The 12,325-nt window shown below is 44.7% G+C and carries 11 protein-coding genes; 5 read left to right on the top strand and 6 right to left on the bottom strand.

Translation table 11 applies throughout. The features are described 5' to 3' along the window. Positions 1–99 precede the first annotated feature (99 nt). The 3 genes from fabF to ACOBWA_RS13840 all read left to right on the top strand — a co-directional run bounded on the left by fabF (position 100) and on the right by ACOBWA_RS13840 (position 2,323). The gene (gene fabF / locus ACOBWA_RS13830; protein WP_420230786.1) at positions 100–1,350 is read left to right on the top strand and encodes a beta-ketoacyl-ACP synthase II; all 1,251 of its coding nucleotides are present in this window, start codon (positions 100–102) and stop codon (positions 1,348–1,350) included. A 129-nt stretch (positions 1,351–1,479) separates the two neighbouring features. Next, positions 1,480–1,893, top strand: a complete 414-nt coding sequence (locus tag ACOBWA_RS13835) for a hypothetical protein (protein ID WP_420229690.1) — start codon at positions 1,480–1,482, stop codon at positions 1,891–1,893. 19 nt (positions 1,894–1,912) lie between these two features. Continuing rightward, positions 1,913–2,323, top strand: coding sequence for a hypothetical protein (locus ACOBWA_RS13840; RefSeq protein ID WP_420229691.1), 411 nt, complete (start codon positions 1,913–1,915; stop codon positions 2,321–2,323). A 138-nt stretch (positions 2,324–2,461) separates the two neighbouring features. Here the strand turns inward: ACOBWA_RS13840 and ACOBWA_RS13845 are convergent, their stop codons facing one another. The 5 genes from ACOBWA_RS13845 to ACOBWA_RS13865 form a co-directional block, all read right to left on the bottom strand. Further along, entirely contained in the window at positions 2,462–4,279 is a 1,818-nt protein-coding gene (locus tag ACOBWA_RS13845; RefSeq protein ID WP_420229692.1) for an aminopeptidase P family protein, read from the bottom strand. Positions 4,280–4,686: 407 nt separating this feature from the next. Then, a complete protein-coding gene (locus ACOBWA_RS13850) occupies positions 4,687–6,255 on the bottom strand; it encodes a peptide MFS transporter (protein WP_420229693.1) in 1,569 nt (522 codons plus the stop codon). 299 nt (positions 6,256–6,554) lie between these two features. Continuing rightward, the gene (locus tag ACOBWA_RS13855) at positions 6,555–6,932 is read right to left on the bottom strand and encodes a hypothetical protein (protein ID WP_420229694.1); all 378 of its coding nucleotides are present in this window, start codon (positions 6,930–6,932) and stop codon (positions 6,555–6,557) included. A 257-nt stretch (positions 6,933–7,189) separates the two neighbouring features. Next, positions 7,190–8,764 carry an apolipoprotein N-acyltransferase gene (lnt, locus tag ACOBWA_RS13860; protein WP_420229695.1) on the bottom strand — a complete coding sequence of 525 codons (1,575 nt, stop codon included), beginning with the start codon at positions 8,762–8,764 and terminating at the stop codon, positions 7,190–7,192. 275 nt (positions 8,765–9,039) lie between these two features. Next, the gene (locus ACOBWA_RS13865; protein WP_201607997.1) at positions 9,040–9,939 is read right to left on the bottom strand and encodes a CBS domain-containing protein; all 900 of its coding nucleotides are present in this window, start codon (positions 9,937–9,939) and stop codon (positions 9,040–9,042) included. 288 nt (positions 9,940–10,227) lie between these two features. On the opposite strand from ACOBWA_RS13865, the gene ACOBWA_RS13870 reads away from it, so the two are divergent. Together ACOBWA_RS13870 and ACOBWA_RS13875 are read left to right on the top strand one after the other, a co-directional pair. Continuing rightward, entirely contained in the window at positions 10,228–10,740 is a 513-nt protein-coding gene (locus ACOBWA_RS13870; RefSeq protein ID WP_420229696.1) for a hypothetical protein, read from the top strand. After that, positions 10,683–11,546: a DUF4105 domain-containing protein gene (locus tag ACOBWA_RS13875; RefSeq protein ID WP_420229697.1), complete on the top strand. Its 864-nt coding sequence runs from the start codon at positions 10,683–10,685 to the stop codon at positions 11,544–11,546. Before ACOBWA_RS13870 ends, ACOBWA_RS13875 begins: the two co-directional genes overlap by 58 nt. 7 nt (positions 11,547–11,553) lie before the next feature. On the opposite strand, the gene ACOBWA_RS13880 is transcribed toward ACOBWA_RS13875, so the two are convergent. Further along, positions 11,554–12,093 carry a YcgN family cysteine cluster protein gene (locus ACOBWA_RS13880; protein ID WP_420230787.1) on the bottom strand — a complete coding sequence of 180 codons (540 nt, stop codon included), beginning with the start codon at positions 12,091–12,093 and terminating at the stop codon, positions 11,554–11,556. Positions 12,094–12,325 lie beyond the last annotated feature (232 nt).

A 12,325-nucleotide genomic window follows, 5' to 3' on the forward strand; every position in this document is an offset into this window, starting at 1 on the left:
GATGACACAAATAATATGACTGCAGCACCTGTACATAAATCGCGTCAAAAACCACCTCACTACGAGCGTTCTGATGATACACGTGTGGTAGTCACAGGTATGGGCGCCATTACGCCGCTCGGTCTAGACGTCGATAGCTCATGGACCAAATTGCTCAATGGCGAGAGTGGTATCTCACCGATTACGCATTTCGATGCCACCGGCTACCGTGCGCAAATTGCAGGCGTGATCAAAGACTTTGATGCCAAGCAATATATGAATGCCAAAGATGCGCGTCGCTACGATGAGTTCATGCATTATGGGGTTGCCGCTTCTGCCATGGCCCTAAAGCACGCTGGTTTTATCGATGAAGTCAGTGCTGCTGATGCGCCTGTGCAAGGCGTTGATCAAGATCGCTTTGGTATTATTTTAGGTTCAGGTATTGGCGGTATTCAAACAATTGAAAACAGCCGTGATACCCTACATGAAAAAGGCGCAGGCAAAGTCTCACCTTTCATTATTCCAGGCTCTATCGTTAATATGGCCGCTGGACTGGTAGCAATTAAGCATAAGTTGAAAGGCCCAAACCTTGCGACCTCAACAGCTTGTACCACGGCGACTCATGCTATGGGTCTTGCTGCTCGTTTGATCGCTTATGGTGATGCTGATGTCATGTTGGCCGGCGGTAGTGAAAAAGGTTCTAGCCCACTTGGTATAGCTGGCTTTAGTGCTATGCATGCACTATCTACGCGCAACGATGAGCCAACCAAAGCCTCACGTCCGTTTGATAAAGGTCGTGACGGATTTGTCCTTGGTGATGGTGCTGGCGTGGTTGTATTAGAAAGCCTTGCCCATGCCAAAGCGCGCGGTGCAACGATATTGGCAGAGTTAGTCGGTTTCGGTATGAGCGATGACGCCAGTCATATTACTGCACCACCAGAAGACGGTAGCGGTGCGGCAAGAGCGATGCAAAATGCACTAAACGATGCTGGTATCGAGTCATCAAGCGTCGGCTATGTCAACGCTCATGGTACTAGTACCCCTGCTGGTGACGTGGCTGAGTCTATTGCTATCGAAACTGTGTTCTCTCCTGTAAAAGACAGCATCTTAGTTAGCTCGACCAAATCGATGACTGGTCACTTACTTGGTGCCGCTGGCGGAGTTGAAGCTATCTTTACAGTACTAGCGCTACAGCATCAGCATGTGCCGCCTACGATTAATCTAGACGATGTCGAAGACAACTGTAACCTTGATTATGTGGCTAATCAATCACGCAAAGTTGATAACTTGCAGTATGCAGTATCCAACAGCTTTGGCTTTGGTGGTACCAATGGCTCATTGGTATTTGCTCGCTGGCCTGTCAATCAATAATAGCCACCCATCTACAGCGCAGCGCATGGTAATGAGTGCGTTGTAACGTTGGTGTCAGATTTGCTACGTTTGTCCACTTGCAGCCCCTTATCGTACTTGCGTATGATAAGGGGTAATTTTGGAACATTTATGGAAGATACCATGTCAAGCTACTCATTTTCCCATCAGTTTTATCAACGCTGGACGTGTGCACCTGAGCCAGTACGCGCAGCGATTACCCAAGAACTAAAAGATATTACTACTCTACTGCAATCTGATACCTCATTTGAAGACTTCACTTTTAATACTCATGATTTAGATGCGCATGTAGACGAGCTATATGACAACTACAATGCTGAGCAAGCCATTGCTAAAGCAATCACGGACAAACAAGAGCGAGAAGACGCGGCCGCTGCAAAACAAAAGCTAGAAGACGAGCAGAAGAAAAAGAAGCAGAAGAAGCCACACGCAAGGCAGAAGCGACTCAAAAAGAACAAGAAAAAATACGCAGTCAGCGTTAGAGACAGACAACGACAAAGAACTGGCTGCTACCGACGTAGCTAAAGTAAACACAGATAAAGTCGTGGCAGATAGCGCTGTTACTGACGATTTTGTTACTGATAACTCTAGTGCAAAGACTGAAAAAGCGATATCAGAAGTCGTAAATGCTGAAGGCAATGCTAGCGATAATAAAAGTGCTGACAGCAAAACCATTAGCGAACAGGCACATGCGCTTAGTGATAACCACATTAAAGATATTAATAATAAAGCCAGTGCAGCGATTAATTTAGCACTAAAAGACGCGAAGCTAGATGCAACACACCAACAGCTAATCCGCGAGCTAGAAACACAGGTCGATGACTATCTAAGTGAGCAAATGATGCTGATGTCTGAAAACCTAAAGTCTTGGCTACGTGCTGAGGTAACCCAACACTTTAGCGAGCAGAATGACTTAACTACTAATAATGAAGCTGCTAAGAAAAGTATTCACTAACAGTGATTATTTTTCAGTATTAAACCTACAGTTAGAAACAGCCGTTCAGTACTAAGTACTAAATAACGAACACTAAAAAGCCCCGTAAATTGTTTACGGGGCTTTTTAGTACTTTTAGTTAATGTTTTGAGCTTGGTATTAAATACCTTTGGTACGTTCAGTCAACCATTCAAGCGCTGCACCTTCAACACGATCTTTTAGCTCTGCGAAGACTTGGCTATGATAGTCATTTAACCAATCAATCTCGGTTTGATCCAACAGGGACGGCTCAATCAGACGCGTGTCAATTGGGCAGTAAGTGATGGTCTCAAAGTTCAAGAAATCACCAAACTCTGTCTCAGTAGGCTTAGCAACTGGCGTATTTACTACCAAGTTCTCGATACGGATACCCCATTTGCCTTCGCGGTATAGACCTGGCTCATTACTTGAAATCATACCGACTTTCATCGCGCGCTCTTTTGGTGTGCTAGCACTATAGGCAATGACTTGTGGGCCTTCGTGCACGTTTAAGAAATAACCAACGCCGTGACCTGTACCATGACCATAGTCCATCTGTGCTTGCCACAATGGCGCACGGCAAATAGCATCGATCAACGGTGAGGCGATACCATCAGGGAAATGGGCACGAGCTAGCGCAATGTGAGCTTTTAGCACAATCGTAAAGTCCCGTTTATGCTCGGCAGTGACTTGTCCAATACCGACTACGCGGGTGATATCAGTCGTACCGTTTTGATATTGTGCGCCTGAGTCAATCAGTAGCAATCCGCCTTCGCCCTCCGCCACATCAAGGTAGCTGAATTTTTCTGGCGTCGCACGGTAATGTGGCAATGCGCCATTTTCGTTAAAGCCTGCGATGGTTGGGAAACTTGGAGAGACATAATGTGGCTGACGACTGCGCACGTCTATCAGCATGCTATCAACATCTAGCTCACTCAAACGCTCGCCTGCCGCTAGACGCTGCTCAAATGTCGCAAAAAACTCAGCCAAAGCAGCACCATCTTGACGCATCGCTTCACGGACATGATCGATATCTGCATCTGACTTTACAGATTTGAGTAATGTACTAGGCGCCATTTGTTCAATAAAACCAACATCGTCTGCCATTTTTGAGAGTGTACCAACTGCGACTTTGCTCGGATCTAACAATAATAAATCGTCTGGCGTCAATGCACTCAGTGCCTCTTGCACAGCAGAATAATCAGCCAATGTGATACCACTGTCTTTTAGACTCTGTGCGATATCTTCGCTTACTTTATCAGTATCAACAAATAACGTTGCTTTGTCTGCGTCAATCAACATGTGCGACAAGAACACCGGATTATAATCGACATCAGCGCCGCGCAAGTTCGTCAACCAAGCGATATCGTCTAGACTTGAGAGTAAATGATGGGTTGCACCTGCTTCTGCCATGCCTTCGCGCACTGCAGCAAGTTTTGAGGTGGCAGACTGAGCAAGGAACTGCTCATCATGAGTATATAATTTGGCCGCTGGTAGTGCTGGACGATCTGTCCAAATCTCTGTCAGCACATCACGCTCAGTGATCAAAGTAATATCATTGGCATCAAAAGCACTTAACAGGCGATCTTGCTCAGCGATAGATAACACATTACCGTCCACTGCTACGCTATCCCCTTCTTGCAAATGCTCAGCTAGCCAATCGATATGATTTGGCTGACCTGGCGCAAGCTTTTCTAAAGTAATACCTGTGCCTTCTAACTGGTCGGCAGCATGTACCCAATAACGGCTATCCGTCCATAGACCTGCAAAGTCAGCAGTCACGACCAGCGTACCGACAGAACCGGTAAATCCTGACAGCCATAAGCGTGCTTGCCAGTACTCTGGTAGATATTCAGATAAATGGGGATCAGCAGAGGGTACGATGATTGCGGTGAGATCTTGCGCGGCTAAGGTGCTACGTAAGTTAGCAATACGTTCGTGAATGGCTTGTTTATTCATTGAATGTGTCCTTATAGAAATTATAAAAATATGATGATGGAGCGATTATTTACAATCGTCTTGTTCTAATAGTCATCTTGTTTGAGTTGTTAATACCGCTTTAGTTTTAATAAGACATTTATTATCGATAGCAATTATTCAAGCAAACAGTCTACTTATTTAGCTATCTAACTGTGTTTTCGTTGATAACTGCATCCGCTTATTGAGAGTAGAAAATTGAAATTAATATTGCGTCACCGGGGTTTACGGTGCCCTATCATTAGATGTTTGGGCGGATAATAAGCTTTCAATAGCTTGTGCTAAATATCCCACCAACTAAAACAATAAAACGTGCTACCAGTAATGGTAACACGTCTCATCATATGTCACTTGTGCTGTTGTTAATCACAAATGTACATCAAACTATCTTATTGCTTGGCCAGTTGTTTTTCACGCTCGCTTTCTTTAAGCATTTTATTGATAGGTTTTGCTAGTATCAATAATAGTACAGCGGTAACTACCAAGAAGATGGTCATGGTTGTGAACAGACCTGGTAAGCCTTCGATTTTGTCAGCTGATACATGCCCACCAAAGAAAGCAGCAACCAAGTTACCCATAGCGATAGAAGCGAAGAACAGCCCCATCATTTGGCCTTGCATACCCTCTGGCGCCAATTTAGTCATGGCAGATAACCCAACTGGGCTTAATGCTAACTCACCTAGCGTCAATAATAATAAACTACCAACCAACCATAGCGGCGATGCCAAGCCAGCACCAGGCGCTAAAATGCTTTTTGAAGCAAAAATCATCAAGGCGAAACCTGCGGCTGCCAGTAGCATACCGAGTGCAAACTTAGCCATACTGCTAGGCTCAAGACCTCGGTTACCAAGCTTGACCCAGATAATACTAACGATAGGTGCCAATATTAAAATAAATAGTGGGTTCAATGACTGGAACCAAATACTTGGTATTTCAAATCCTAAAACATTCAGATCGGTATAACGATCGGCAAATAAGTTAAAAGACGTTGGCTGCTGCTCAAAACTTGACCAAAACAGCGTCGAGCCAATGATTAAGACAAAGCAAATTAACAAGCGTAGTTTGTCCGTTTTATCCAATCTCGGTGAGATAAACATAATAGCGAAATACAAGATAACCACCGCAGCAATGATATACGTCATATACTCTGCGACCATCTCAGGACTGAACGATATCATGCCAGTAGACACTAATAGCACTGCGGCTACTAGCAAGGCTACAAAACCACCAACCCAGCGACCGATGTTTTTGTAATGGTCGTTAGATTTTTCCCACTCAGCAGAAATACCTTTGGCACGTGCATAACGTGTTAAGTTCTTTTGCGCGACAAAACGATAGATCAATAATGAAACCAACATACCCAAACCACCAACGCCAAAGCCGACATGCCACATGCCTTTTTCTTTGAATACGCCGACGATAAGTGCCGCTAGTAACGCACCGATATTGATCCCCATATAAAATAAGGTGAAACCGCCATCACGGCGAGAGTCGCCTTTGGGGTACAAGGCGCCAACCATCACTGAGATACAGGTCTTAAATAACCCTGAGCCCAAGACAATACAGATTAAACCAACGAAGAAAAGCGTCATACCAAACATCGCTGAAAGCGCGATACACAAGTGACCAAGGGCAATAATGATACTACCCCACCACAGCGCACGCTCTTGACCTAGCCAGTTATCTGCCAACCAACCACCTGGTACTGCTGCTAAGTATAATGAACCTGCAAAAATACCATAAATAGCAGAGGCGGTGACTTCACTAAAGCCAAAACCGCCACTGCTCACTGTTGCCACCATAAATAAAACTAATAGTGGACGAATACTATAATAGGAGAACCGCTCCCACATTTCGGTAAAAAACAATGAGCGTAAGGGCGCAGGATGTCCCATAAAGCCATTGTCTAGAGCTTCTAACTCTGCTGCACTAGCCCCCGAATTTGTTTCTGTGCCCATAACTTTATTCCTTTAAAGATCATATTTGTAATGACCAAACCCCTGATTATCCAGATGGACGGTCATCTAGGCGGGACATTGTTTCACTTGGTTATAATCAAGTAAAGAAAAAGTTGGTCAAAAATTACACAAATACTCATAAAAAAAGCCCGCTCTCAATGGTTGAGAACGGGCTCTTTTTATGACTATTTAGAACTGTATCATTATGCTTATAGCACTGTTGATAGAGACTTCATAATAAGACTCATTTTATAATTAAGTAGCACTATTTTAGATCATTTACACAGTCATACTACAGCTTACTGTGCTGCGGTCTCTTCAGTAGCTTCACCAGCCTCTAAGTCACCATCCGCTTGCTCAGCTGTCAAATCAGCATCAGCAACAGCGGCTTGGTTTACAGTGCCAGAGGCAGTCGCTGTACCTGCTTCCGCAGTAACGACTGCACTATCTGCATCTGCCGCTGGTGTTGCATCTGCTGCAGTTTCAGGCGCTGTAGCATCTGACGCTTCTGCTGTTGTTGCAGCTTCTGCATCGGTTGGAGCCGCTTCTTCTTCAGTAGCAGTGGCTTCTGCTTCATCTGCCGCAGCCGACGCTTCAGTCGTCTCAGCAGTGATATGCTCGCCTGCTGGACGCAAAAATGCAGAAACACCAATAAGTAAGACAATACCTAGGAACATGGCAATGCCACCTAAAGCGAATAACAGCTCTTTTTTGGATTGTTATTGACGATACCTTCTGACATACCTTATCCACCTTGCACAAAATATTTGAAATATTGACCTATTATATCGCAATTTATACTGATTTGTGAAAACCCTTAAGTATTTAAAGGGTTTATTATCCACAATTTTAACATCTGTTTTTGGCACTTGTGACAGCTAACCACTTAATCAGTTATCTATTATTCGCTATCGACACCTCTTACTTAATAATACTACTTAACCAAACGTACTGGAGACTTCGGACGTTTACCCAAATAGCTAAGTATCAGCAACAGTGCCATGATAAACAAAATAGGATATTGACCAAAACGCATGAATGGCGTGTTGCCAACTCGTGCCTGAATATCGCCGCGCAATACAGTACGCTCAAACTGCGGTGCACGCTCTACGATACGACCTTTATGGTCGATAATAGCTGTCACACCTGTGTTGGTCGCACGCATAAACCAGCGACCATTTTCTAACGCACGCATCTGTACCATTTGTAGATGCTGTAGCGGGCCTGCCGACGTACCAAACCACGCATCGTTTGAAATGGTTAATAGGAAATCTGTGCCAATCGCGTTTTTACGCGTGGTATCTGGGTACGCTACTTCGTAGCAGATGGCTGCACCTAGGTTGTGCCCTCGAACACGCAGCGGCGACTGCTGATCACTGCCGCGACTATAGCTCATGATATCTTGGCTACCTGCTAGATTAGGCAAAATATCGAGCACGCCTTGGAATGGAATATATTCCCCAAATGGCACCAGACGTTGCTTTTTATACAGCCCTTCTGCCTGTGCCCCTAGCGCTACCACGCTATTGTAGAACGGCGGATATTTATCTGTACTGGCATCAAACGCTGCTTCATCCTTATAAGGAATACCTGTCACCCATGTCGTGTCAGTCTCTTTGGCCATCGCGACCATTTCACTGATAAACCCGACAGCCTCTGTCTGAAACATAGGAATCGACGATTCAGGCCACAGCACGATGTCACGTCCCCACTCGTCACGAGTCAACGTTGCATAGATTTTTAGCGTCTCAATTTGATACTCAGTGAGCCATTTTAGGTCTTGAGGGATATTGCCCTGAATCAAAGATACCGATAAATCAGGGGTTCCTTTTGGCTTGGTCCACTGCGGATTGATTAACCATAGCGTGCTACTAATGATAAGCAATGCTATGGATGGAATCATATAGCCACCGCGACGACGCAATAGTTCAACGATACTGGCAGCCAGTAGTACCGCCACAAAAGAAACCGCAAAGACGCCAGCCACAGGCGCGAGCGACGACAGCCAATACTGCTCAGTAAACGCATAACCAACGAATAGCCAAGGAAAACCAGTAAATAGCCACGTTTTCATCCACTCTTGGAGTATCCATAAGGCAGCAAAAGATAACGGCTGCTTGCCGACCACACGATTAAAGATGAGCGCCAAAAATCCATGGAACAAGCCCATGCCCAGACCCATAAGCGCAATCATAATCAGCGCAAGCCATGCGGGTGTATCGCCATAAACGTGTATCGAGGTGTATAGCCAAAATGCTCCAATACACCACAGCCCTGTACCGTACGCTTGACCAATTAGAAAGGCGCGGCGACCTGTCATCGCTGGTACCAATAACGCATATAAAATAGCAGGTGATACCAAGGCAACTGGCCAAATGCCATAAGGCGCGAGCGCGAGTATAAAAGCTGCCCCTGCCAGCCAAGCTATTAGTACCGTCAATCCCATATGTAAACCTTTTGGCTTATCGGGGTTCAGACGTTTTTGTAAATCAACAGTAGACAGACGCATAGCAGTTATCCAAAACCATATTTTCTAAAATTTCTCAGCTAAGCGATGAGATAACACTCACGCACAACCTGACTGCACAATGCTTTATGCAGGGCCACAAATAAAACCCACCCATGATACCAGTCAAAACCTACAAGTGGGTAAATTTGCGTAGCTAAAACCTCATTCTAAAGACCAAAAGGCAGAAAGCAAAAAACACGATTTTTCATCGTGTTTTTTATTAATTTGCTAACAAGTTTTATTCATTGACCAACTATCGTGACACTATAAGCAAGCTAGTGGCTGCCTATCAATATCTGTTGCTCAGCATTGGTTTTGGTCAGCTCTAGATTTTGGATAAACCGCCCTTCTACGTCAGTAATAGTAATTTTCCAATCATCTATCACGACGCTCTCGCCTTCTAAATCGCCAACGAAGCCAAGTGCTTGCATGACCAGACCACCCATCGTATCAACATCGGTATCGTCAAAACGACTACCCAGCTCATCATTACAGTCTTCGATTACTGTAGACGCTTGCACACGCCATGTATTTGGCTTTTCTGGGTCAGGAATGATGTTGTTGATATCACTATCTTCATCAAAGTCATCATGCTCATCGACGATGTCGCCAACGATTTCTTCCAACAAATCTTCCATGGTGACGACACCACCAAAGTTACCAAACTCATCAACGACAATCGCCATGTGTACTTGGGTACGCTGCAATGAGCGTAGCAAGGTATCAGAACGAGCCGTTTCACTGATATATAACGGCTGGCGCACCAAATCTCTAAGACGCTTACTGTCAATTTTGTCTTCTTGATTGCGAACCATATGTACCAGAATCGGAATCAAGTCTTTTGCCAATAAGATACCGATGACGGCATCATCATCTTGACTGTCAAAAACAGGATAGCGCGAGTGAGTGGTCTCAAGAATGATGTCCATCACTTCGGCAAGACTGGTGCTCTCGTGCAGGCCAATCACTTGCGGACGCGGCGTCATGATTTCGCGGACTTGTGTCGCAGGCAAATCGAGCACGCCTTCTAACATATCGACCGTATCAGGCTCTAAAAACTGGCGCGAGTCTTGTACCAGACGAATCAATTCATCACGGGTTTCGGGGGCGGTCGATAGCCAGCGTTTTAAGCCGCGCATCGACCAACTACTCGGGCTGGGAGTGTCGTCAGACATGGTGGTGTGATTTAACCTCTTTAGTTAATAAAAATTAGAATAGTATTCAATAAAAAAACGAACAATACTCAATAAAAAAATAAGTAGAGCCTAGATGGGGATAAAAGTAGCAAATAAAACAGCTGGTTTGTTATTAATTACTGCATGAATAACAAATTTGCTAGTACAAATTAGCTTCACTTTATCGCAAGGCTCACCGACATTCAACGACAAATTCACTCAAATTGTATTGTCAGCGTGTTATAAACTTTGCTATGGTCAAAGCCTTTATTTATCAAAGCAAACCCTATGTCGCTACGTTCCGTTTTTTCTCGCTTACTCTCGTCGCGTTCACGCAGTCGACTGTCAGACAGTCGTGGCTTAGAGAGTCTGGACTTAAAACGCAAAACATTAGAACGTAAACAGCCAAAGCCTACATGGCGCCAGCGTCTTGTGACTTTTTTAATTGCCGTTACGTTATTGTTATCAGCGCTATGGTTATTACTCGCGATTTGGTATCAATACGGCGTCAGCTCAGTATTAACTTGGCTTGCGACAATAGCAATTGTAGGCATATTAGCTGCGCTGCTAAGTACACGTTATTGGAATGTCGTCACAAGAGTATTGCACAGTGACTCACTATCTAATAAAAAATCAATTAGCAAAGGCACAGCAACCAAGCTGCTTATCGGTATATATGGCGCTGTTTGGCTCGTGGGTCTAGGTTGGTTTTTTCTATCGAACCGAAACAAGATCGAGAATGGATGGCTGAGGTCGACCAGCGAGTCTCCTATGAGCGCGATGCGACCAATCCTGACTTGATTACCTTAACCAATGTTCGTAACTTTGATTGGCAAACTGAAGAAGACGCTACCGAGCATTGGGAGACCCGTACAGTCGTTCTGTCTAAACTCTCTGGCGTTGATGTGACCAACTCTTATTGGATGGGACCGCTAATCGCTCATACCTTAGTTAGCTTTCGATTTGAAGATGATAGACCACTTGCCTTCTCATTCGAGATACGTAAAGAAGATGGCGAGTCTTTTTCAGCGCTTGCTGGCTTTTTTCGACGTTATGAGCTGAGCCTGATTGCCGCAGAAGAGCGCGACATTATCTATACCCGTAGCAACGCGCGTGGCGAGCAGGTTTATCTGTTTCCTATTAGCAATTTGCAACAGCATGAAGTGAGGTCGCTATTTGAGTCTTATCTAACGGCGGCTGATGATTTGAACGCTAAACCTGCTTGGTACAATACATTGATTAGCAACTGTACCAATATTATCTTTTATATGGCGCGTATTGTTAGTGGCGATCGCTTGCCATGGGATTATCGAATTTGGGTGTCTGGTTGGTTACCGAACTATCTATATGATGTAGGCATGTTGGATGCGGCGCCAGAAAAGGACAACCAGCCTTGGTCAATGAACACGTGGTATGAGCGCGCTCATATCAACCCAAAGGCAAAAGGCTTTGATAATCAGGCTAACCAACTAACTAGCGTTAGTAGAGATAAAAACAGCCGTAACTTTTCACAGCAGATTCGTCAAGATATTCCGATACCAGCATTGGCTAACTCGCAAGCCAGTGCGGAAGCAAAAGCCAAATCTACTGCTCAGGCATCTAACTAGCCGTATACTAAGGATTAACCCAGTTAATCACCCGCGTTTCCATCTCTTCATCAGACATACCGATTTCCGTTACACAGCGACCAGCGACGCCTACGTTGGCCGCTCGCATTTGTTGTTGTGTCACCACAGCATCCCCAGTCAATAATAAATGCCAACTTGGTAAGCCCTGCCCTTTATACAAACGCTTATAGGCGCAGTGCGATGGTAGCCACATCATCTTGGGCAAGTTGTCCATAGTCAGCTGAATACAGTCTGGCACATGCTCTTGACGCGTCGCATAGTGACTGCAATATCCCGTCGCGCAGTCCATCAACTGGCAGGTGACATCAGTATATTCGACCAGCTCCTCATCTACATTGCCACTTTCATCTTCATCGATATACTTAATCAAGCAACAACTGCCGCAACCATCGCACAACGCTTCCCACTCGCTATGGTTTAGTTCTGTTAACGCAAATCGCGACCAAAACTGCGGACGTAGTGGCTCAGACTCATACTTAGAGTCAGAATCAGCATTAGAATCGACAACGGTACTATCAGGGAACAAACTCACCGATTGCGCAGGCTTGGCCGCTGCATCGAGACCTAAGTTCAAGTCTGATTGGTCATTATTTTTGTTTAACAAATTTATAGTCATAAAGTCGCAGTAGCATTTTGATAAAGAGCGTTACAGTATTATAGCTGTTTTTGCTAGACATGGGCGTTAAGGTAGTACGAGTTAGAAAAACGAACCATCACAATGACGAATAATTAAAACTCACAACATAAAAAAGGACAAT

Source organism: Psychrobacter sp. ER1, from assembly GCF_048631835.1.
In the GTDB taxonomy this organism is placed as follows: Bacteria; Pseudomonadota; Gammaproteobacteria; order Pseudomonadales; family Moraxellaceae; genus Psychrobacter.

Coding starts and splice junctions, on each gene's coding strand:
- ACOBWA_RS13845 (WP_420229692.1), bottom strand. CDS start 4,279: ATGAATAAACAAGCCATTCACGAACGTATTGCTAACTTACGTAGCACC.
- ACOBWA_RS13855 (WP_420229694.1), bottom strand. CDS start 6,932: ATGTTCCTAGGTATTGTCTTACTTATTGGTGTTTCTGCATTTTTGCGT.
- lnt (WP_420229695.1), bottom strand. CDS start 8,764: ATGCGTCTGTCTACTGTTGATTTACAAAAACGTCTGAACCCCGATAAG.
- ACOBWA_RS13865 (WP_201607997.1), bottom strand. CDS start 9,939: ATGTCTGACGACACTCCCAGCCCGAGTAGTTGGTCGATGCGCGGCTTA.
- fabF (WP_420230786.1), top strand. CDS start 100: ATGGGCGCCATTACGCCGCTCGGTCTAGACGTCGATAGCTCATGGACC.
- ACOBWA_RS13870 (WP_420229696.1), top strand. CDS start 10,228: ATGTCGCTACGTTCCGTTTTTTCTCGCTTACTCTCGTCGCGTTCACGC.
- ACOBWA_RS13850 (WP_420229693.1), bottom strand. CDS start 6,255: ATGGGCACAGAAACAAATTCGGGGGCTAGTGCAGCAGAGTTAGAAGCT.
- ACOBWA_RS13835 (WP_420229690.1), top strand. CDS start 1,480: ATGGAAGATACCATGTCAAGCTACTCATTTTCCCATCAGTTTTATCAA.
- ACOBWA_RS13875 (WP_420229697.1), top strand. CDS start 10,683: ATGGCTGAGGTCGACCAGCGAGTCTCCTATGAGCGCGATGCGACCAAT.